The 21950-nt window shown below is 43.5% G+C and carries 18 protein-coding genes; 3 read left to right on the forward strand and 15 right to left on the reverse strand.

Annotated elements, in window-relative coordinates; genetic code table 11:
- Positions 1-7: 7 nt before the first annotated feature.
- The 13 genes from argH to argR form a co-directional block, all read right to left on the reverse strand.
- Positions 8-1339 (reverse strand): argininosuccinate lyase, encoded by a 1332-nt coding sequence (gene argH, locus KEM09_RS09705; protein ID WP_212227915.1) that lies wholly within the window; start codon positions 1337-1339, stop codon positions 8-10.
- A 158-nt stretch (positions 1340-1497) separates the two neighbouring features.
- Complete coding sequence (locus tag KEM09_RS09710) at positions 1498-2592, reverse strand: M20 family metallo-hydrolase (RefSeq protein ID WP_212227916.1); 1095 nt, start codon at positions 2590-2592, stop codon at positions 1498-1500.
- A 1-nt stretch (position 2593) separates the two neighbouring features.
- On the reverse strand, positions 2594-3379 hold the full coding sequence (gene argB / locus KEM09_RS09715; RefSeq protein WP_212227917.1) for an acetylglutamate kinase: 786 nt from the start codon (positions 3377-3379) through the stop codon (positions 2594-2596).
- 4 nt (positions 3380-3383) lie between these two features.
- Positions 3384-4334, reverse strand: a complete 951-nt coding sequence (locus tag KEM09_RS09720) for an N-acetylornithine carbamoyltransferase (RefSeq protein ID WP_212227918.1) — start codon at positions 4332-4334, stop codon at positions 3384-3386.
- A gap of 180 nt (positions 4335-4514) precedes the next feature.
- Complete coding sequence (locus KEM09_RS09725; protein ID WP_212227919.1) at positions 4515-5762, reverse strand: glutamate-5-semialdehyde dehydrogenase; 1248 nt, start codon at positions 5760-5762, stop codon at positions 4515-4517.
- 18 nt (positions 5763-5780) lie between these two features.
- Complete coding sequence (proB, locus tag KEM09_RS09730) at positions 5781-6869, reverse strand: glutamate 5-kinase (RefSeq protein ID WP_212227920.1); 1089 nt, start codon at positions 6867-6869, stop codon at positions 5781-5783.
- A gap of 3 nt (positions 6870-6872) precedes the next feature.
- Positions 6873-7673, reverse strand: coding sequence for a pyrroline-5-carboxylate reductase (gene proC, locus KEM09_RS09735; protein ID WP_212227921.1), 801 nt, complete (start codon positions 7671-7673; stop codon positions 6873-6875).
- 98 nt (positions 7674-7771) lie between these two features.
- Positions 7772-8362, reverse strand: coding sequence for an NUMOD4 domain-containing protein (locus KEM09_RS09740; protein WP_212227922.1), 591 nt, complete (start codon positions 8360-8362; stop codon positions 7772-7774).
- 11 nt (positions 8363-8373) lie between these two features.
- Positions 8374-9504: an aspartate aminotransferase family protein gene (locus KEM09_RS09745; RefSeq protein WP_212227923.1), complete on the reverse strand. Its 1131-nt coding sequence runs from the start codon at positions 9502-9504 to the stop codon at positions 8374-8376.
- A 173-nt stretch (positions 9505-9677) separates the two neighbouring features.
- On the reverse strand, positions 9678-10640 hold the full coding sequence (gene argC, locus KEM09_RS09750; RefSeq protein WP_212227924.1) for an N-acetyl-gamma-glutamyl-phosphate reductase: 963 nt from the start codon (positions 10638-10640) through the stop codon (positions 9678-9680).
- Positions 10633-11853, reverse strand: coding sequence for an argininosuccinate synthase (locus KEM09_RS09755; RefSeq protein ID WP_244824938.1), 1221 nt, complete (start codon positions 11851-11853; stop codon positions 10633-10635). The genes argC and KEM09_RS09755 overlap by 8 nt, the downstream gene beginning before the upstream one ends.
- Positions 11854-11882: 29 nt before the next feature.
- Positions 11883-12530, reverse strand: a complete 648-nt coding sequence (locus KEM09_RS09760; RefSeq protein WP_212227925.1) for a GNAT family N-acetyltransferase — start codon at positions 12528-12530, stop codon at positions 11883-11885.
- A 167-nt stretch (positions 12531-12697) separates the two neighbouring features.
- Entirely contained in the window at positions 12698-13177 is a 480-nt protein-coding gene (argR, locus tag KEM09_RS09765) for an arginine repressor (protein WP_212191596.1), read from the reverse strand.
- A gap of 482 nt (positions 13178-13659) precedes the next feature.
- Here argR and carB point away from each other — a divergent pair, with 482 nt between their 5' ends.
- Positions 13660-16875: a carbamoyl-phosphate synthase (glutamine-hydrolyzing) large subunit gene (carB, locus tag KEM09_RS09770; RefSeq protein WP_212227927.1), complete on the forward strand. Its 3216-nt coding sequence runs from the start codon at positions 13660-13662 to the stop codon at positions 16873-16875.
- A gap of 484 nt (positions 16876-17359) precedes the next feature.
- Here carB and KEM09_RS09775 read toward each other — a convergent pair whose 3' ends face one another.
- A complete protein-coding gene (locus KEM09_RS09775) occupies positions 17360-19228 on the reverse strand; it encodes a glycoside hydrolase family 13 protein (RefSeq protein WP_212227929.1) in 1869 nt (622 codons plus the stop codon).
- Positions 19229-19546: 318 nt separating this feature from the next.
- Here KEM09_RS09775 and KEM09_RS09780 point away from each other — a divergent pair, with 318 nt between their 5' ends.
- Together KEM09_RS09780 and KEM09_RS09785 are read left to right on the forward strand one after the other, a co-directional pair.
- Positions 19547-20617 carry a sensor histidine kinase gene (locus tag KEM09_RS09780; protein WP_212227930.1) on the forward strand — a complete coding sequence of 357 codons (1071 nt, stop codon included), beginning with the start codon at positions 19547-19549 and terminating at the stop codon, positions 20615-20617.
- Complete coding sequence (locus KEM09_RS09785) at positions 20614-21339, forward strand: LytR/AlgR family response regulator transcription factor (RefSeq protein WP_212227931.1); 726 nt, start codon at positions 20614-20616, stop codon at positions 21337-21339. Before KEM09_RS09780 ends, KEM09_RS09785 begins: the two co-directional genes overlap by 4 nt.
- A 10-nt stretch (positions 21340-21349) precedes the next feature.
- Here KEM09_RS09785 and KEM09_RS09790 read toward each other — a convergent pair whose 3' ends face one another.
- Positions 21350-21919, reverse strand: a complete 570-nt coding sequence (locus KEM09_RS09790; protein WP_212227932.1) for a FecR family protein — start codon at positions 21917-21919, stop codon at positions 21350-21352.
- Positions 21920-21950: the final 31 nt, after the last annotated feature.

Below are 21950 nucleotides of genomic sequence, written 5' to 3' on the forward strand. Positions count from 1 at the left end.
CGCAATATTATTTTAAAAGGCTTTTTAAAGCTTTATCAACTTTATCAAAACCAAATTCCTTAATTATCTTATCTTTTTTAAGTTCAACTCTATCGTTACAAAGGTTCCCTATTGAGCCCTCATGGCTATGATTAACTTTACCGTCTGTATCAAACTGGCCGGCTTCTATTGCCAAACCAACTTGTTTATAAGCATCCCTGAATGGAACACCACTCAATACCAACTTATTCACCTCTTCAACACTAAAAGCCAGCTTATACTTCTCATCCTGCATCACATCAGTCTTTACCTCAATATTCTCGATAGCAAAAGTGGCCACATCCAAACAGTCCAATAGCTCATCAAAAGCAGGCATAAACACTTCTTTAATCAACTGCAAATCTCTGAAATAACCTGTTGGCAAGTTGGCAGTTATCATACCAATTGTCTCAGGCAAAGCCTGCAGCTTGTTACAATGCGCCCTTAACAATTCAAACACATCAGGATTCTTCTTATGTGGCATAATACTTGAACCTGTTGTCAGTTCATCTGGCAACTTCAGAAATCCGAAATTCTGACTGGTAAACAAACAGCCGTCAACCGCTAACTTGCCCAACGTTTGAGCAACAGAAGACAGGGCATAGGCCACCGTTCGTTCCATCTTCCCCCTTGCCATTTGCGCATAGCCCACATTATAGTTCAAATCCTCAAATCCTAACAATTCGGTTGTCTGAGTCCGGTTCAAAGGAAATGAGGAGCCATAACCAGCAGCTGTGCCAAGTGGATTTTGATTAGCTGTTCGCCAGGCAGCCTGCATTAACAGCAGATCATCGGCCAAACTTTCGGCAAATGCGCCAAACCATACACCAAATGATGATGGCATAGCCACCTGAAGGTGCGTATAGCCCGGAATCAGCACATCTTTATGCTCATTACTCTTATGCTGAAGTATTTTAAACAGTCTGTCCACAGCATTTACCACATCTTCAATACGACTACGTGTATATAGCTTTAAATCGACCAACACCTGATCATTGCGTGAGCGGCCACTATGAACCTTCTTACCAACATCACCCAGTTGACGAGTCAGCATCAGTTCAACCTGAGAATGCACATCTTCAATGCCCTCTTCAATTACAAACTGGCCATCAACTGCTTGCTGATAAATAGCTCTAAGTGCCTTCAACAGCTCATTCAGCTCATCTTTAGACAACAAACCAACGCCTTCAAGCATGGTAATATGCGCCATGGTTCCCAAAATGTCGAAAGGCGCCAGAAATACATCCAGCTCACGGTCGCGTCCAACCGTAAATTCCTCAATTCGTTTATTCACAGAGGTTCCTTTATCCCAAAGCTTCATAACTTATCCTTTTATGTTGATTGAATAACTACCACTCCAAAAGAAAGTTACTATTCGTTAGCATCAAGCACCTCTATCTTTCGAATTGGCAAATATATTTACTTTTTATTTATAATTAAATATTTTTTGAGCAATTTATATGACTTTTGTCACTATTTTTACTTCTTATAAACAACATCCTGGTCAATAAGACACAAACCATTAAGTAGTTTGTAGTATATCTCAACGCCTTCCTTTATTTCGGAGAGATAAATATATTCGTCGGGCGTATGTGATCGAGCCGAGTCTCCACAACCAATTTTAACGGTTGTAAAATTCATTACGGCCTGATCGGATGTGGTTGGCGAGCCATAATATGACAGCCCCAAATCAATACCCCGTTTGACCAGTGGATGGTTCAAAGCAATAGCCGAGCTGTTCAACCTGTACGAACGTGGCTTCACATCACATTCCACCTGGCTACTAATAAATTGATGCAGTTCAACATTACTATAACATTCATTGAACCTTACATCAACCACAAAACGGCATGAATCGGGTACAACATTATGCTGACTTCCAGCTTCAATTTGCGTGACAGTCATCTTAACCGGTCCCAAATGAGGCGATACTTTCTCAAACTTGTATGTCCTGAACCACTCAATATCTTTAAGCGCTTTATACAATGCATTATCGCCCTCTTCACGAGCGGCATGTCCGGTTCTTCCGTGTGCTTCACAATCAAGCACCATCAGGCCTTTTTCTGCAACAGCCATTTGCATTTGCGTGGGCTCACCAACAATACCTAAATCTATTTTGCCCAGCTCAGGCAATATTGATGCCACTCCATTAGCCCCTGATATTTCTTCTTCGGCAGTGGCTGCAAATACCAGATTATAATCCAATGCCTCATCTTTCAGGCAAAGAAATGCTGCCATAAGCGCTACCAGCGGACCGCCTGCATCATTACTTCCCAGACCGGTTAGCTTGTCGCCCTCGAGTGTGGCCCGAACCGGTTGATAGGTCCATTTTGACGATGGCTTTACGGTATCAAGGTGCGAATTCAATAAAACAGTAGGCTTTGTGGCATCTTTTGCCTTAGCCCAGCACCACACATTATTTCCCTGTCGATTCACCTGCAAGCCTTTCTGCTTAAGAAAATCGTACATAATGGTGGCCACTTCATCCTCTTCACGACTAAATGACCGGGTTGAAATCAACACCTTTAGTAACTCAATTGCTTCACTGGAATATAGTTCTAATTTATCTGTCATACTAATCATTAAAGGATAGCCGTGTTCCGGTTGAAAAACCAGTTTTTAAACCATCTGTATTGGTAATAAACACCTCAGAAACGCCGTACTTAATCGCTGAAAAGCCATTATCCAATTTAGGAATCATGCCTTCATTAATCACCCCACTTTGCTTATGCTGCTCAAACTGGCCATGGCTAAGGTGAGCAATAACCGAGTTATCATTAGAAGGATCTTCCAGCACCCCTTTCTTTTCGAAGCAATAGACCAGTTGAACCCGGTAGATTCTAGCAAAAGCCTTGGCTAATTCGGCCGCCATCGTATCAGCATTGGTATTTAGCAGCTGCCCTTGGCCATCATGGGTCAGAGGGGCTACCACAGGCACAACACCATTGGCAATCAACTCCTCTATATGCTCAGTATTTACGGCAGTGACGTCACCTGCGTAGCCATAATCAATATCCTTAACCGGGCGTTTCACGGCTCGTACCAAATCTAAATCGGCACCAGTCAGCCCCACAGCCTGCTTATTGAGCGCCTGCAATTGTGCCACCACATTTTTATTTACTAAACCACCATACACCATCACTACCACATCAAGCATGGACTTATCGGTGATACGCCGGCCATCGACCATCCTGGTCTCTATACCGAGTTGAGCAGCAATTGTTGTGGCCGATCGTCCACCTCCGTGAACCAAAATTTTTTTACCCGCTATACTGGCAAAATCCTTTATGAACAAACTTAAAGCGTCCGGTTCTTCAACAACCTTACCTCCAACTTTTACAATGGTTAATCTATCGTGCATACGCTTATTTTAATGCTTCTAACATCCGTTTAATAACCACCTGAGCAGAAACAACACGATTGGCTGCTTCGTCAATCACAATACTGTTCTCACTATCAATAACTCCATCTGTCACAATCATATTACGACGTACAGGCAAACAGTGCATAAACCTGGCATCATTGGTTAATGACATCTTTTCTTCATCAACCGTCCAACTTTTATCCTGACTTAAGAGCTGTCCATACTGCTCATATGAAGCCCAGTTTTTAGCATAGATAAAGTCGGCATCCTCAAACGCCTTCTTCTGATCATATTCTACAGTCACACCATCGGTAAATTCAGGAGACAACTCATAACCTTTGGGATGTGTCACCACCAAATCAACGTCAGCCACCTTCATCCACTCAACAAAGGAATTAGGCACGGCCTGAGGCAGAGCCCTTGGGTGTGGTGCCCATGTAAGCACAACTTTAGGTCTTTCTTTATTCTTAAATTCTTCAATGGTGAATAAATCGGCAAAAGCCTGCAGAGGATGTCGCGTGGCTGATTCCATACTAATAATTGGCACACCTGCAAAATTGATAAACTGATTCAGGATTTCCTCTTCATAATCGGCCTTTTTATCTTCAAAAGAGGCAAATGAACGCACGCCAATGATATCGCAATAACGACCAATAACAGGCACTGCCTCACGTAAATGCTCGGGCTTATCGCCATCCATCACCACGCCAAATTCAGTTTCCAGCTGCCAGCCATCTTTATTAACATCAAGCACAATCACATTCATACCCAAATTCATTGCGGCCTTTTGCGTGCTAAGACGAGTTCGCAGACTTGAGTTAAAAAATATCAGGGTAATGGTTTTGTTCTTACCAAGAGTATCCCATGCATAGGGTGTTTTTTTAACTTCAGCAGCTTCTTTTAGAGCTTGCCCCAAATCACCTATATCATCAACCGTTAAAAATCTTTTCATATGTCTATTTTTTCATTTTTTATAATATCAACAGAACCCTGAGACTTCGACACCAATATGACAAACCAGATGCCAGCTTGATAGTCATTCTCACCATTATATCCTACCATTTAACACCATGCCGCATGTTAGTGCACTATAAGCTACGAAGCACCATTTGTCAATCGCACCAAGACCATTCTAAGCAGGTCGTACTTGCCCTTCACCTAATACTATCCATTTATAAGAAGTTAGTTCTTGTAATCCCATGGGTCCGCGAGCATGCAGTTTTTGCGTACTTATTCCTATTTCAGCTCCCAAACCAAACTGAGCTCCATCCGTAAAAGCGGTACTGGCATTTACATACACCGCTGCGGCATCCACTTCATTCAGGTAGCGTTCAATCACATCCTGATCCTCAGCAATGATAGCTTCACTATGCTTTGAGCTGTATTTATAAATATGATCCAGTGCTTCATCAAAAGACTCTACTGTTTTAATAGCGAGCTTATGCGACAGGAACTCAGTACCAAAATCATCTGCAGCGGCCTTTTTCAAAAGCGCATCAGGATATACATTCTGCAGATGTTCATAAGCTTCTTCATCGGCATAAATGACCACATGTTTTTCAGCCATTGGTTTCACCAGTACAGGTAAATCATTCAAACGGCTTTTGTGCAGCACTAAGCAATCCAAAGCATTACAAACACTCACACGGCGTGTTTTAGCATTGAACACCACCTTTTGCCCCAGTTCCATATTACCGGAGGCATCAAAATAGGTATGAACAATGCCGGCACCTGTTTCAATAACCGGCAATTTGGCATTATCGCGAACTGAATTAATTAAGCCTTGTGAGCCTCTCGGAATCAGTACATCAACATAACCAACGGCCGCCATTAGGGCATCAGTAGCCTTTCGATCAGCCGGCAGCAATTGCACAATATCAGGGTTAATTTGCATCTGTTTCAAAACCGAATGAATAATATTCACCAATACTTCATTGCTGTATTCAGCATCACTCCCTCCTTTCAGCACACAGGCATTACCTGAACGCAAACACAAGGCGAACACATCAATAGTTACATTCGGCCGTGCCTCATAGATAACACCTACAACACCCAGCGCCACTCTTATTTTCTTAAGTTCAAGTCCGTTATCAAGCTTACGTTCTTCGAGTATATCGCCAACAGGACAAGGTAAATTTGCCACATTAAGTAAAGCGTCTGCTATGCCCTCAATACGCTCAGCTGTTAACTTCAAACGGTCATACTTCGGATCAGCTTCATCCATCCGGTCTAAATCCTTTTGATTAGCAGTCAATATATCAGCTACTGAATTTTTCAGCATATGGCTGAGCTCTTCCAATACGGCAGCAGTCTTATCTGCACTTAAGCGGGTGAGTTCCCTTGAGGCTTGTTTTACTTTTTCGAAATATGCTTGATACATGGTTGTAGGTTTGATGATTCAACTTAAGAATTCAGGAAAAACATAGAGGTAATCGTAATGCACCAGTGGTTTATACTTACTATCCTGTCTGTGTTTGTTTGCTTTATCTATACTATATGAAGCCTTCCCAATACCAATGGTCTGCTTCTGTTCATTCACTATTTTTATCAGATCGCCTTTTTCAAAATCACCATAAAACTCAACCACTCCAGCCAATAACAGGCTGGTAGCTTTAGATGAGCACAAGGCTTCGATGGCTCCCTGATTAATACACACCTCTGCTTTTGCAAAACCTTCGGAGTATGCAATCCACTGCTTAACGGCCGGATAGCCCTCTCCAGCAGTAAAATGTGTATGCCTTATTGCTTTACAATCGGTGAATAAATCGGTAAGAATACCGTCTTGCTGACCATTGGCAATGTGTACATGAATACCCGACATGGCAGACTTTTGAGCAACACGGCACTTGGTCAGCATCCCCCCTCGTCCAAAATCAGATTTGGCAGCTGAAATGTATTTCGATAAATCTTTTTCATCGGCCTGGATAACAGGAATCACATTGGCATCCTCATCATCCGGATGTCCATTATAAATACCATCTACATTTGAAAGGATGATTAATCCGTCACACTGCATCATCGAAGCCATCATTCCGCTCAGCTCATCATTATCAGTAAACATGAGGGCTGTAACAGACACCGCATCATTCTCATTAACAACCGGTAAAACGCCACTTTCCCATAAAGCCTCCACGCAGTTTTTCATATTGAGGTAATGCTCCCGTGTACTAAAATCCTGCTTAGTCACTAACACCTGGGCGATTGGAATATCATGCAAATCGAACAGCTGCGCGTATAGGTTCATCAACTTCACTTGCCCAACTGATGACAATAGCTGACGCTGCGACACCCGATCCATCTTTTTATCAACAGCCACAGAGTTGCGGGCAGCAGCAACAGCACCGGATGACACCAACACCAGTTTTTTGCCTGCTTTATGCAAACGGGCGATCTGCATCACTAATTCATTGATACGACTCTTATTCAAGCCGCCCTCAGAATTAGCCAACACATTAGACCCAATCTTTATACAAACCTTCTCGTACATGCGCTACTTTCCGTTTTCAATTTTATTAAACGACGTTAATAAGCCTTTGATTAATGAAGAGCTAAAGCCCTGGTGTTCCATCTCGTTAAGACCCGATATGGTTACACCACGTGGTGTTGTTACCTTATCAATTTCATCCTCAGGGTGAGTCCCCTTTTGAATAAGCAGATCGGCTGCTCCTTTAATGGTTTGGGCAGAAATTTGCAAGGCCAGCTTCGAACCAAAACCTATTTCGATACCGCCTTGTGTTGCTGCTCTAATAAAGCGCATGGCATAAGCTATACCACAAGCAGCCAATACGGTAGATGCAGCCATTAGTTCCTCCGGGATAATCAAGGCCTGTCCCATCTGAGAAAATAACTCAAGTACCTGATCTTCCTGCTCCTGGTTGGCATTATAGGCCGACACACAAGTCATTGACTCGCCAATCTCAATAGCCGTATTGGGCATAGCACGGAATATTGGCAGCTTCACTGGGCAAAAACTCTGAATACTTTCGGAGGAAATACCAGTTGCCAGGGATATTAGAATGGTATTGGGGTTTAACTCAGGACCAATCTCTTTAACAACCTGCTCAAGCTGATACGGTTTAACACCAAGGAGGATAACATCGGCACCTGACGCTGCCAGCCGGTTATCATTTGAAACATTAACACCTTTTTCCAGAAACTCATTCAGCAAGGCAGTACGACGCCTGGTAATGTATATCTGTGAGGCTTCTAAAAGACCGTTTGCTAAAAGGCCTTTGGCAATGGCGGTACCCAGATTACCGCCACCAATAATAGCAAGCTTATTAACTTTCATGCTGTAGATTTTTGAGTTATTCTTACGTCAACCTATAAGAAAAACACTGTTTGAACTTATAAATTTAGGTAAAAACCATCAAAAACCCGACTTAAAGTCTAATCTCGTTCCTGTTCAGGCACCTCAACATTTACGTGCGCCCAGTTTTCACCCGATTTAATTCTGTATAGTTGCATCTCACTAATGCCAAACTCCCTGGCTATTAACTTTAAGCGTGTTTTGCGATTCGGATCGTTAATCTTCTTCTTCAATCGCATAACCTGCGTGGCACTTAGCTTATGACCTTGTTGTGTCTTCCGTCCTTTTTGCTTCTCTCGAGCTTCTAGAACAGATGGATTACCTTGCTGATGAGCAAACATCTCTGATTTGCTTGCCCACTTTAGATTCTTAGCGTAATTGTTTGATTTGTTATAATCCAGGTGGATTACAAATTTTTGATCCTCGGAGGCTTTAGGTAAAAATAATTCAGCTACCAACTTGTGAATATAGAACGTTTTTGACTTACCATTGGGCCTTAAAGGCAATGTTGGATATCCCCTTAACTTTCCACCCCTTATGTAATCGCCGTCCTCGATTTTGTTGGTGTAACTAATAATCCTTCCGTAGTTTGAAATAGCATACCTCTTTTGCAATGCTCCTTCTTCAAACTCAACCTCTTTCCATTCTTCGTTCCAATACGATTTTACCATTGTATCATTTATTATCCACTATCCAAAGCCTCTTCAAGGCCGGATATAAATTCCCCAATATGACTCCCTTTAAGAGTCATTGGAGGTAATAACCTCAATGTGTATGTGCCGGAAACGCCGGTAAAAATATGTTTTTTTATTAATAAGTCCTTTCTTAAACTTGATATTTTTTCATGCCCATCAACAGCAATCATCAGGCCAGCACCCCTAACTGACTTAAAATGACTAAATCGTTTAAGTTCCTGCATCAAAGTTTCGCCTTGCTGGCAGGCATTTTCAATGAGCTTTTCTTCATCCATAATCTCAATTACAGCTAACGCAGCTGCGCATGCCAGATAATTCCCGCCGAAAGTTGTGCCCAACATACCCGGCTGTGCCTTTATGTGGGATGCAATCAACACTCCTCCTATTGGAAAACCATTACCCATTCCTTTGGCCACGGTGACTATATCCGGTTGAATACCGGCATACTGAAAAGCAAAAAACTTACCGCTTCGTCCATATCCTGATTGAATTTCATCCAGGATTAATAACGTTGAGTATTTATGACAGACCGTATGTAACTGCTTCAGAAAATCGGCTGAGGGCATATGAATTCCTCCAATACCCTGAATGCCTTCAATGATAACAGCAGCCACATCGTTGCCCGAAAGCGCCTTTTCGACAGCCGCGATATCCTCCCAGGCCACAATCTCAATTTGATGGCGGCTGTTAAATGGCGCAATAATCTTCGGATTGTCTGTTGCAGCAACAGCTCCGGAGGTTCTACCATGAAACCCTCTTTCGAAGGCCACAATTTTACTCCGCCCCGTGTGAAATGATGCCAGCTTCAGTGCGTTTTCGTTGGCTTCAGCACCCGAATTACACAGAAACAGCTGATAATCTTCCATATCACTTAAAACCCCAAGCTTCTGAGCTAACTCTTGCTGCATAGGGTTTTGAACCGAATTACTGTAAAAGCCTATCTGCTTTAACTGCGAAGTCAACCTGTCGACATAATGCGGATGGCTGTGTCCCACAGAAATAACGGCGTGACCTCCATATAAATCGAGGTACCTGTTGCCCTTATCGTCCCACACATAACAGTCTTCTCCCCTCACTGGGGTTATATCAAATAATGAGTATACCTCAAATAAGTTCATAGCAATGGCTCCTTATTACTAATCGATAAAATCTAATTGTATAACTTTGCTTAGGATGAAGTACCGCAGGCACAGGGCCCACGGCACTCAAAGCAGTTGGTCTTCATACAAAGAAGAATGAACACCTAAAATTTAAACCAAATAACCTGTAACAAGTAAGTTCTTTAACCCACTTAAAACGCTACAGGTTTTAAACGAAGACCTTCTGCTTCATCCAAACCAAATAAAAGATTCATATTTTGCACAGCCTGACCTGATGCCCCCTTCAGCAGGTTATCAATCACGCTGATAATATGTAGTTTCGTTCCGTGTTTTTTCACACTTACCAATGCCTTGTTGGTATTTACCACTTGCTTTACATCCGGACTACTATGTACAACGTGCGTAAATGGATGCTCTGCATAATATTGTTCATACAGCTCTTGTGCAGCTTTGTCATCAAGCTCGTTCTCCAGATACACCGAAGCCAGAATACCTCGCGGATAATTCCCACGCATGGGTACAAAGTTCACTGCTTCGGCAAATGCCGGCTGCAATTGCACCAAGGACTCACCAATCTCACCCAAGTGCTGATGAGAAAATGATTTATATACCGAGGCATTGTTATTACGCCAGCTAAAATGTGTCGTAGCCGAACACGCCTGACCGGCCCCAGTTGAACCGGTGATAGCATGCACATGCACTTCATTTAGCTTGCCGGCTTCAGCCAAAGGCAAAAGAGCAACCTGAATGGCTGTTGCAAAACAACCAGGGTTGGCAATTTTATCAGCCTTTTGAATACGCTTCTTATTCAGCTCTGGCAGGCCATACACAAATCCATCAGCTGTTTCCTTCAGGCGATAATCATTGCTCAGATCAATAATTTTTCCTTTAAAATCAGCCGGAATAGCTTTAACAAAACTGCGCGAACGCCCATGCCCCATGCATAAAAACAAGACATCAACCGCATAATCAGGTTCAGCCACAAACGACAGCTCCGTTTCGCCAACCAAATCAGTATGAATGCTAGTAACCGGCAAACCAGCCTGACTTGTACTCTGAGCATAAGTAATATCGGCTTTGGGGTGATTCAGCAATATCCGAATCAACTCACCCGCCGTGTAACCGGCTCCACCTATGATGCCTACCTTAATCATCGCTATCGTTTAGTTCTAACTGGCCCTTATTGACCGCATTAAATATTTTCATTGGTGTGGCCATAATGGTGGTGAAACCTTCCACATCCTGAGCTGTCCAGGCTTTATTCATCTCGCCATACTCGCCAAACACATCGCTCATTAAATCGTGATCAGATTCAATACCTACCACCTCGAAACGATAAGGCTTGAGCTTGACAATAACCTTTCCCGTTACATTGCTCTGCGAACTCTCCAGGAACTTCTCAATATCTCTCATTACCGGCTCCAGGTATTGCGATTCGTGCAGAAACATGCCATACCAGTTAGCTAACTGTTCTTTCCAGTGCATCTGCCATTTGGTGAGCACATGCTTCTCCAGCACACGGTGAGCATTGATAATCAACAGTGGAGCAGCCGCTTCAAAGCCTACACGTCCTTTGATACCAATAATGGTATCACCCACATGCATATCACGACCAATGGCATAGGCAGCACCCAGGCTTTCTATTTTCTTAATGGCTTCAATCGGGTCGTCGTACACCTCGTTATTCACTGTGGCCAATTCACCTTTCACAAAGCCCAATTCCATGGTCTCTTCACCATCTTTCTCCAATTGACTTGGATAAGCTTCTTCTGGCAAGGTCTGATTGGACGTTAAGGTTTCCTTACCACCCACACTTGTTCCCCACAATCCTTTATTAATGGAGTATTCCATCTTGGTCCAGTCGCGCACCACGCCACGTTCCTTCAAGTAATTAATCTCCTCATCGCGCGACAGCTTTAAATCACGAATGGGTGCAATCACCTTAATATCCGGAGCTAAGACCTGAAACGTCAGGTCAAAACGTATCTGATCATTTCCCGCACCTGTACTACCATGGGCGATGTATTTAGCCCCGATTGAACGAGCGTAATCAACAATGGCTAAGGCCTGAAAGATACGCTCTGAGCTTACCGACAAAGGGTAAGTATTATTTTTCAGCACATTCCCATAAATCATATAACGGATGCAGCGTCGGTAGTAGCGCTTAGTTACATCAAGCGTTGCATGCTTTGCTACGCCCAGTTCATATGCTTTTGTCTCGATGTCGTTTAGCTCACTTTCGCTAAATCCACCCGTGTTGGCAATGGCCGAGTAAATCTCCAGATTTTTCTCTTCAGCCAGATACTTTACACAAAACGAAGTATCTAAACCTCCACTGTACGCTAATACTACCTTTTCCTTCATCATTATATAATTATCAAATGTCTGTTACCCTATCAGAATAATGCTGTTAAGCTTTTTAAAGTCTTGCCAATCTTTCCATCGCTTTTGCGAACGGCGTCGCGCAAACGCGACAACATGTTTAATGTTTTTTTACCATTGGCTTGTGTGGCCTTCATCGGATCAAAGAGCATACCCGTGCACAGACAGTGTTTTCGTTCAGTCCGTACCAGTATATCATAGTTAACACAACTCTGACAGCCTTTCCAAAATTGCTCATCATCAGTCAATTCCGAGAATGTAACGGGCCGGTAGCCCAGGTCAGAGTTAATTTTCATCACAGCCAATCCGGTGGTTAAACCAAATATTTTGGCTTGAGGATAGCGCTCTCGTGATAGCTCAAAAGCCTTTGATTTGATAGCCTTAGCCAGCCCGTTGGCCCTGAATTTATCTACCACAATTAACCCTGAGTTAGCTACAAATTTGTCATGCCCCCAGGTTTCGATATAACAGAAACCGGCAAACTCCCCCTTATGCAAAGCCAAAATAGCCTTTCGCTCCTCCATCTTCTTTTGGATATACTCAGGGCTACGCTTGGCAATTCCTGTCCCACGCACTTTAGCTGCTTCAGCTATGGCATTCAGCACCACATCTACATACTCAAGATGTTCTTCTGTTGCGACAAATATGTTAAACTTACTCATGATAATCTAGTCTCTAGTTCATTAGGCAGAAGGCAGTAGTGATTTTCATCCTGCATTCAACACCTAAATCTATTTTAAACGCTTGTCAGACTTATACCGTTGGCAAAAGAAATTTTTATTGAAACATCAGCAATTTCTGCCTTCTGCCTAAAAACTAACCAGCTATTTTATAATGTCTTTTCTTTCAGACCCGGCATAAACAAGGATAAAGCATTGATGACATCCGATTTGGATACCCCTTCGCGGCTAATCAGCAAAATACTGTCGTCGCCCGCAATGGTCCCCAATATTTCGTAAGGGCCGTGACTGTCAATTACCGAAGCAATGCCATTGGCAAAGCCTGGTCGCGTTTTCATGATGGCCAAATGCCCTGAAAACTCAATTGACTCTACACCACTTACCGGAAACTCTTCCTGCTTAACCTGTTCTTCCTGCTTTTGTGCCGACTCCGGCACCACGTATTTATAGCCGGTTTCAGCATCAGGCACCTTGGCCACTTTCAGGTACTTTAAGTCTCGCGACAAAGTTGCCTGTGTTATTTTATATCCTTCTGCTTCGAGCAATACCACCAGCTCTTCCTGCGAACTCACTTTTCGCGAACTGATAATTTGCTTGATAGCCATTAATCGTTGTGCTTTAATTTTCATTTGGTTCTTCTTCTTTGTTGATTGTATATTTATACATCGACGATGCAAATTTATTCAATAATTATAAATTTCAAAGCTGTTTTTTGCAAAAAATATGTATTTTTGCACGACAATAATTTCAAAAACGCATAAAACAACAGTTGCGAGTGACATTATTTAGTGTAAACATACGCTTATCAGACCACACTCATCAAGGGTTAGCACTTCTGTTTCTCATTCCTTTTTCATTTTTTCAATCGCTATTGGTTTTAATCAAAACCAGGCAATCAGCATGTATAAAAATGAAAAACAACAACACAGCAAACAGCACAAGTGCTTATTTAAACCTCAAAAACTGTATAATTATAGACAAAAGATGTTAAAATTCAGTCGTAAAATAGCGTCTTTGCATTTGCTTATTGTCGATGATGTTTTGAACTTGCTATTTATAAAGGCAGGTTTTATTGTATCGGAAAATAGAAAACAATAATAATAGAAATAAGATGAAGAAGAACGTCAAAAAGGTAGTAGTTCTGGGCTCTGGTGCGCTCAAGATTGGAGAAGCCGGCGAATTTGATTACTCAGGTTCACAGGCACTCAAAGCACTCAAGGAGGAAGGCATCGAAACGGTTTTAATTAACCCTAACATTGCCACTGTCCAAACTTCTGAAGGCATCGCAGATAAAATTTATTATCTGCCTGTAACACCATACTTTGTTGAGCAGGTTATTAAGAAAGAAAGTCCCGAAGGTATTCTTTTGGCGTTTGGAGGACAGACAGCACTAAACTGTGGTACGGCGCTTTACGAGGCCGGCACACTTGCTAAGTACAATGTGGAGGTGCTGGGTACGCCTGTTCAGGCCATCATCAACACCGAAGACCGTGAGATTTTTGCCAACCAGCTGAAGCAAATTAACGTTAAAACACCGGTTAGTATTGCAGTAACCTCAGTAGAAGAAGCGGTTGAAGCATCTAAAAAAATTGGCTTCCCTATTATTGTACGTGCGGCCTATACTCTTGGTGGAATGGGTTCGGGCTTCTGTCACTCAACTGAAGAATTGATTGAGCGTGCTGAAAATGCCTTCTCTTATTCGAACCAGATATTGGTTGAAGAATCGCTGAAAGGCTGGAAAGAGGTGGAGTACGAAGTGGTGCGTGATGCTTACAACAACTGTATCACCGTTTGTAACATGGAAAACTTCGACCCGCTGGGTATCCACACTGGTGAGTCGATTGTGGTAGCGCCATCTCAAACCCTTTCTAATGCCGAATACCACAAGCTGCGTGAGCTGGCCATCAAGATTATCCGCCACATTGGTATTGTGGGTGAATGTAACGTACAGTATGCGCTGGACCCTTACTCGGAAGATTACCGGGTTATTGAGGTAAATGCGCGTCTGTCACGCTCATCGGCCCTGGCCTCAAAGGCAACCGGTTATCCGCTGGCATTTATTGCTGCAAAGCTGGGACTGGGTTACAGCCTGCACGAACTGAAGAACTCAGTTACCAAAACCACAACCGCCTTCTTTGAGCCTGCACTGGACTATATCGTATGTAAGATTCCTCGTTGGGACTTAGGTAAGTTTACAGGCGTATCAAAAGAGATTGGCTCAAGCATGAAGTCGGTGGGTGAAATCATGGCCATCGGTCGCAACTTTGAAGAAGCTATCCAGAAAGGATTACGTATGGTTGGACAAGGCATGCACGGCTTTGTGGGTAACCAGCCATTTTCGAAGGATATCAAGAAAGAACTGGAAGAACCAACTGATCAGCGTGTATTTGCCATTGCCGAAGCCTTACAGAATGGCGCAACAGTAGATGAGATACACGAACTGACACGCATTGATAAATGGTTCCTTGAAAAACTGAAGAACATATCGGACCATGCCAATGTACTTGAAAAGCACGATGCTTTAGACAAATTACCTGAGGATGCCCTGCTGGATGCCAAAAAGATGGGATTCTCCGATTTCCAGGTGGCGCGCTTAGTGCTTAAGTCAGAAAACATGGAAGAGGGTCTGCTAAAAGTTCGTGACTTCCGTAAAGCCAATGGCATATTGCCTGTGGTGAAGCAGATTGATACCATGGCTGGTGAGTTCCCGGCAAAAATCAACTATTTATACCTGACATATAGTGGTGCAACACACGATATCGACTACGAAAAAGATGGTCAATCAGTAGTGGTATTAGGTTCAGGCGCCTATCGCATTGGTTCATCGGTAGAATTTGACTGGTGTAGTGTAAATGCACTGAATACCATTAACAAGCAAGAGAATCATCGCTCGGTGATGATCAACTATAACCCTGAGACAGTGAGTACCGACTATGATATGTGCGATCGTCTGTACTTTGATGAGTTAACTCAGGAGCGCGTACTCGATATCATCGACCTGGAAACACCTAAGGGAGTAATTGTTTCGGTAGGTGGTCAGATACCTAACAATCTGGCCATGAAACTACATCGTCAGCAAGTACCAATTTTAGGAACATCGCCAGAAGATATTGACCGTGCCGAAAACCGTCAGAAATTCTCAAGCCTGTTGGACGAGCTTGGGGTTGACCAGCCACGCTGGAGCGAGCTGACATCCATTGAGGACATTTTCACCTTTGTGGATGAAGTAGGCTTCCCGGTATTGGTGCGTCCTTCATACGTGCTTTCGGGTGCAGCCATGAACGTGGTATCGAACAAAGACGAATTGGAGCATTTCTTAACACTGGCCGCCAACGTTTCGAAAGAGTTCCCGGTAGTAGTTTCGGAATTCATCGAGCAAGCCAAGGAGATTGAAGTAGATGCTGTAGCCAACAACGGCGAAGTAGTTGGATATGCCATCAGTGAGCACATTGAGTTTGCCGGTGTGCACTCGGGCGATGCCACCATCGTATTCCCGCCACAGAAACTGTATGTGGAAACTATCCGTCGTGTGAAGAAGATTGCCCGACAGATTGCCAAAGGTCTGAACATCACAGGTCCTTTCAACATGCAGCTACTGGCCAAGGATAACGATATTAAAGTGATTGAGTGTAACCTGCGTGCATCACGTAGTTTCCCATTCGTATCAAAAGTACTGAAGGTGAACCTGATTGACCTGGCTACACGTGCCATGTTAGGCCTGCCGGTTGAGAAGCTTACAAAGAGTTCGTTTGAACTGGATTATGTGGGTATCAAAGCGCCTCAGTTCTCATTTGCCCGTTTGGCCAAAGCCGACCCGGTATTAGGCGTTGACATGTCATCAACCGGTGAGGTGGGCTGTATTGGCGAGAGCTATTACGATGCGGTTCTGCAGTCGATGCTGGCAGTAGGTTACCGCATCCCTGAGAAGAATATCCTAATATCATCGGGGCCTGCCCGCTCAAAACTGGAATTGCTGCAAAGTGCCCGTATGCTGAAAGAGCGTGGCTACAACCTGTTTGCTACCGGTGGAACGCATAAGTTCTTCGCTGAGAATGGCGTGGAAACAACCTTACTTCACTGGCCAAGTGAGAATAAACAGCCAAACACGGTGGATTACATCCGTGAGAAGAAGATTGATTTTGTGATTAACATTCCGAAGAACCTAAGTAAGGATGAGTTAAAGAATGGCTACTCTATTCGACGCGATGCCATTGACTTTAACATTCCGTTGATTACCAATGCCCGCCTGGCAAGTGCCTTTATTTATTCATTCTGTAAGCTGGATATGGATAAAATAAGCATTAAGCACTGGGGAGAGTATAAATAAAAATAGGCAGAAGTTAACAGGCAGTAGTCAGTAGTGACTGGCAGCTTGCTTACAATAGACTTATAGAACTTAGACGCTTAGATAATAGCCCTGCATCGGTGGATGTGGGGCTTTTTAAATCTTAACACAGAGGCACGGACGCGCAGAGTTTTTTTATATAACGTTAATCAATGCTTCCCTGGGGAAGCTGTCTGAAAGACTGAAGAGGAGCTTTAAGGCCAAAGTAATTTGTCCGTAGCCCGTTAAATCCCCCATCGCCTGCGGCACTTCCCCAAGGGGAAGATGGGCCCGTTATCGTTTCCCGGCGAGCATTTTGGCAAAAAATGTGCATCTGACTTCTCTCAGAGTCCAAGCTGGCACGAAAATGTACGCCTGACGCGGTCGGCTAGCCATTTTGGCAAACAAAACCCCAACACCATCAAATAGCAATGGCATTGGGGCTTAATATCAAATGCGTTATCCGCATTTCGACAGTCAAATAGCTTTACTTCTTAATCTCCACCAATAAAAATGAACGGGGACCTACATTAACCGTCTCACCAGCCAGCGACACCTTGTTGCCACTGATTACATCCGTTCCTTGTGTTGCTGCACCAATCACCTCATCTTTAAAAGGTACAATGTTCACATCTTTGGCCTCAGGGTTCTTATTCATCACCAACATTACCACCGATTCATCATCGTAGCGGAACAAAGTATATAGCCCGTTAGCATGTGTGGGTGCAAAATGCTTTAAGCATCCATTATGTACTGCACTGGAAGTTTTTCGCCAGTTAAACAATACTTTAGTAAACTGTTGTGCTTCTTTCTGGTCAGCCGTCAGCCCTTCACCTGTAAAAGCATTGGCAGTATGGTCAGCCCATCCGCCCGGATACTCAGCACGAATTTCACCATGTGAATCGGAGTTAGGATTGGTCATGAGAATCTCAGTACCATAATATATTTGCGGGATACCTCTTGTAACCGCAATATAGGCCATACCCATTTTGAATAGGTCGAAGTCCTCATTGATTTGGGTATAGAAACGGCTCATATCATGGTTATCGGGGAATATCACCAACTGCGACGGGTCGGCATACAGATGGTCATTGGCCAGCATGCCATATAGCTTCGGCAGTCCCTGTCCCCACTGGCTATCATCCTCATTCAAGGCCTTCACCAAAGCATCCTGTAACGGAAAATCGAACACACCCGGCATGTATGACACATAGCCATCAGGATTGTGCTTGCCCTTTTGCCAATACGAAACAATGGCCGGATTAGAACTCCACTCCTCACCCACAATGTTAAAGTTTGGATATTCAGTCATCACACGTCGGGTCCATTCGCTCATAAAATCTTTATCCGGATAGGGGTAGGTATCCATGCGGATGCCATCCAAATCGGCATACTCAATCCACCAGATGGTGTTGTAGATAAGGTAATCAGCCATTAGAGGATTACGCTGATTGAGGTCGGGCATCGACTCCACAAACCAGCCATCGGCATGGTTGCGCTTATCGTAATCCGACGCGTACGGGTCCATATTGGTTTCGCGCAGGTGAGTGGTTACTTGCCAGCCATCCTGGAAATTCAACCAGTCGTCGGTAGGCAGGTCCTTCATCCACCAGTGCTCCGAACCACAGTGGTTCATAATCATGTCAATCACCAGTTTCATATCGCGCTTCTTCAGCTCTTCTGATAATTTCAAATAATCTTCATTACTACCATGTCGTGCATCGGTCTCATAAAAATCGGTTATGGCATAGCCGTGGTAAGAACCCTCTGGCATATCGTTCTCCATCACCGGGTTCAGCCACAAAGCAGTATAGCCCATGTCTTCGATATAGTCGAGATGATTGATAATCCCGGCCAAATCGCCACCATGACGACCAAAATCATCTGAACGATCCAAACCTTCTTTCATCTCGGCCACTTCATCGTTGGATGGATCGCCATTTACAAAGCGATCTGGCGTAATCAGGTACATCACATCCGAGGTTGTGTAGCCCTGTCGCATGGCCGAACCATCGCGGCGCTGCTTCAGTTCATAGCGATAGCTTAGCTGTGTCTTGTTCTTCTTTTTGAAGGCAATATCAAAGGCGCCCGGCTGAACACTTTTATCAATTTTCAGGTAGAGGAACAGGTAGTTGGGCGATTTCACCTGCACGGTGCGCTCCAAACTCACGCCTTCGTAATCAATACTTGGTCGCAGCTCCGAAATATTTTCGCCATACACCAATAGCTGTAGGTTTTCATCTTCCATACCGGCCCACCAGAAGGCAGGTTCGAGGCGATCAATTTTATAGGCTGCTGAACTGGCAATGCCAACGAACAGCAGCATTGCAAATGATAAAATAAGATGTTTCTTCATGTTTAATGTTGTTTTAACGAGCATGTATTAAGATGCAAATTTCTTCATGAAATAACGCAATGTCAAATGAATAGAATCCCATTACAACAATCAACTTTTAAGGACAAACGACATCAGCTTAGGGACAAAAGACGATGAGAAAGTTAGAATTTGGTGGATGAATAATGACAGATGGCTTGAGGGTTTCATCAGATGTTAGAATTGTATAACCTGATAAATACCAAACTCGACTTCCGTCCTTCTAAACATGCTTTTTGTCCATAATTGGGGGAGCCGCATCTAATAAATATGTAATTTGCCGTCAATTATAATAATACCATGCAGATACTCGCCAATAGTTCAACACTAATAGCCAGGATAATCAACAATCGTTGGTTCCAGCACATCGGCTACTGGGTGGTGTTTGTGCTGTTCTTTGCCTTTGCCTGGGGAACACACGACGACAACTACCTTAAAACGCTGTGTGTTGAGCTCATCAACCTGCCCATTAAAATGGCTTTGGTTTATACGGTTATATACTACCTCTTCCCGCGCTTTCTGTTCAAAGGAAAAGTATGGTCGTTCATCACCCTGTTTCTATTGACTCTGCTGTTGGCATCCATCTTTCAGCGCGTCAACGACAACCTGATAATTGTGGACACTTTCTTTCCCGAATGGACCAAAGAGCCTACGCTAAACATTGTGCAACTGGTGCGTGGGGCCATCAACATTAGCTCTGTGCTGGCCATTCCCATGACGGTGAAAATAATGGAATACCTCTCAAATGTGCAACAGAGGGAGCAGAATCTGGCCAAAGATAAGCTGGAGGCCGAACTGGTATTTCTGAAAAACCAGGTACAACCTCACTTTCTGTTTAATACGCTTAACAGCTTGTATTCACTTATCCTCAAGAAGTCCGATCAATCACTGGAAGTTTTGCTAAAGCTATCGGAGCTCTTGCGCTACATGTTGTATGAAACAAATGTTCCGCAGGTGGAGCTTCAAAAAGAAATTGACTGCGTAAAAAGTTATATCGAACTGGAAAAAATACGCTATGGCAACCGGGTAGATTTCAGTTTGAATATCTGGGGCGAGGTAGGCGGATACACCATTGCCCCTATGTTGATTATCCCCTTTCTGGAAAACAGTTTTAAGCACAGTACGCGTGGTTTCAACGGACAAGCCTTGATAACTGTTGAAATGGGCTGCTCCAATGGCATGATGACCTTAAAAGTGGAGAACAGCATTCCTGCTATTACAACCCCATCTCCAGCTGCCAGTGGTATTGGCCTCAATAACGTTCAACGCCGCCTGAACCTATTGTATGACGATAGGCACGAACTGAAAATCAATTCATCGGAAGATGCCTATCTTGTAGTACTCAAACTTAAACTCAGCAAGCGACTATGAATAAAGTAAGGTGTTTGATTGTGGACGACGAAGAACTGGCAGTTGATATTATTGCCGAATACATCAGTCGTATTGATAAGCTGGAGATTGCCGGCACATGCAGTAATGCCATAGAAGCCTTGCAGCTTATAAACGAGCATCCGATCGACCTGCTGTTTCTGGATATCCAGATGCCAGGATTAACCGGTCTGGAACTCACCAAAAGCATGAGCACCAGACCGGAGATTATCTTCACAACAGCCTACACCCAATATGCGCTGGAGGGCTTTGAGCTGGAGGCGCTGGATTACCTGTTGAAGCCCATCTCCTTTGAGCGTTTTATAAAAGCTGTTAACCGATACTTTAAGCTACATCAGCAACAAGAGCTACCTAGCCACACCGACAACAACGATTTCCGACACTCATTTATCTTTATCAAATCGGATAAGATGATGGTAAAAGTGATGTTACATGAAATCAACTACATCGAGAGCGTGCGCAACTATGTATCCATATTTTTAATTGATGGGCGTGAAGTCAAAACCCTGAACACCATCAGCAACATTGAAGAAAAGCTGCCGGCCTCTCACTTTATGCGCATCCATCGCTCATTTATAGTATCGCTTGATAAAATAGACAGCTATATGGGCGGCAGTGTGAAAGTGGCCAGACAGACTATTCCTATCGGCCGCCATTATAAAGAGGCTTTCCGCCAGTTAATGGCAGACAGAAGCATCGACTAGAAACAAAGCCCTAAATCTTAATTTTCAAATCGTTACCAACTTGTTTAATTTTCTTCCCAAGCTGCTTACCCCCTTTTTCAATCTCTTTACCTAATCCGCGCATATCCTTCTTAAACTCGTCTGTCCAGATGTGATGCTTAAACTCAGCCTTACCACGTTCAAATAACTGTTTGGCATCATTGTAAAAAACACGCTCCTGAGTGCGAACTGTTTGATTCCCAGCAGTGGTTTCAACAGCCACTTCGCCTTCATCTACTTCCACTTCCAAACCTTCATCTGAGGACTCAACGGCAAATTCGGTTCCCAGCACCATTATATCGCCATGCGGTGTATGAACCTCAAATGGAATATTGGATTTAACCACCTTAAAAAAGGCTCCTCCATCAAGATGTACCTCACGCGTATCCTCATCTATAACATACGTCATTGTTGAATTTTGATTAAGTACAACCTTACTGCCATCGGGCAACTCATAAAACTCAGGTTCATTACCTGTACTAACTGATTGATGTGCACAAGCTATGCACACCAGCAACATACAGCTACTTATACAGCTGATTACAATTCGACTTTTTAACATGTGTAGTGAATTTTAGTTTGGGTATAAATCA

This window comes from Carboxylicivirga mesophila, assembly GCF_018271975.1.
GTDB lineage: Bacteria > Bacteroidota > Bacteroidia > Bacteroidales > Marinilabiliaceae > Carboxylicivirga > Carboxylicivirga mesophila.

What these genes read in the sequence shown, in the direction of transcription:
- KEM09_RS09785 (WP_212227931.1), top strand. Translation starts at nt 20,614, where the DNA reads ATGAATAAAGTAAGGTGTTTGATTGTGGACGACGAAGAACTGGCAGTT.
- KEM09_RS09740 (WP_212227922.1), bottom strand. Translation starts at nt 8,362, where the DNA reads ATGGTAAAATCGTATTGGAACGAAGAATGGAAAGAGGTTGAGTTTGAA.
- argH (WP_212227915.1), bottom strand. Translation starts at nt 1,339, where the DNA reads ATGAAGCTTTGGGATAAAGGAACCTCTGTGAATAAACGAATTGAGGAA.
- KEM09_RS09780 (WP_212227930.1), top strand. Translation starts at nt 19,547, where the DNA reads ATGCAGATACTCGCCAATAGTTCAACACTAATAGCCAGGATAATCAAC.
- KEM09_RS09745 (WP_212227923.1), bottom strand. Translation starts at nt 9,504, where the DNA reads ATGAACTTATTTGAGGTATACTCATTATTTGATATAACCCCAGTGAGG.
- KEM09_RS09755 (WP_244824938.1), bottom strand. Translation starts at nt 11,853, where the DNA reads ATGATGAAGGAAAAGGTAGTATTAGCGTACAGTGGAGGTTTAGATACT.
- KEM09_RS09720 (WP_212227918.1), bottom strand. Translation starts at nt 4,334, where the DNA reads ATGAAAAGATTTTTAACGGTTGATGATATAGGTGATTTGGGGCAAGCT.
- KEM09_RS09775 (WP_212227929.1), bottom strand. Translation starts at nt 19,228, where the DNA reads ATGAAGAAACATCTTATTTTATCATTTGCAATGCTGCTGTTCGTTGGC.
- KEM09_RS09790 (WP_212227932.1), bottom strand. Translation starts at nt 21,919, where the DNA reads ATGTTAAAAAGTCGAATTGTAATCAGCTGTATAAGTAGCTGTATGTTG.
- proB (WP_212227920.1), bottom strand. Translation starts at nt 6,869, where the DNA reads ATGTACGAGAAGGTTTGTATAAAGATTGGGTCTAATGTGTTGGCTAAT.
- argC (WP_212227924.1), bottom strand. Translation starts at nt 10,640, where the DNA reads ATGATTAAGGTAGGCATCATAGGTGGAGCCGGTTACACGGCGGGTGAG.
- proC (WP_212227921.1), bottom strand. Translation starts at nt 7,673, where the DNA reads ATGAAAGTTAATAAGCTTGCTATTATTGGTGGCGGTAATCTGGGTACC.
- KEM09_RS09760 (WP_212227925.1), bottom strand. Translation starts at nt 12,530, where the DNA reads ATGAGTAAGTTTAACATATTTGTCGCAACAGAAGAACATCTTGAGTAT.
- argB (WP_212227917.1), bottom strand. Translation starts at nt 3,379, where the DNA reads ATGCACGATAGATTAACCATTGTAAAAGTTGGAGGTAAGGTTGTTGAA.
- KEM09_RS09710 (WP_212227916.1), bottom strand. Translation starts at nt 2,592, where the DNA reads ATGACAGATAAATTAGAACTATATTCCAGTGAAGCAATTGAGTTACTA.
- carB (WP_212227927.1), top strand. Translation starts at nt 13,660, where the DNA reads ATGAAGAAGAACGTCAAAAAGGTAGTAGTTCTGGGCTCTGGTGCGCTC.
- KEM09_RS09725 (WP_212227919.1), bottom strand. Translation starts at nt 5,762, where the DNA reads ATGTATCAAGCATATTTCGAAAAAGTAAAACAAGCCTCAAGGGAACTC.
- argR (WP_212191596.1), bottom strand. Translation starts at nt 13,177, where the DNA reads ATGAAAATTAAAGCACAACGATTAATGGCTATCAAGCAAATTATCAGT.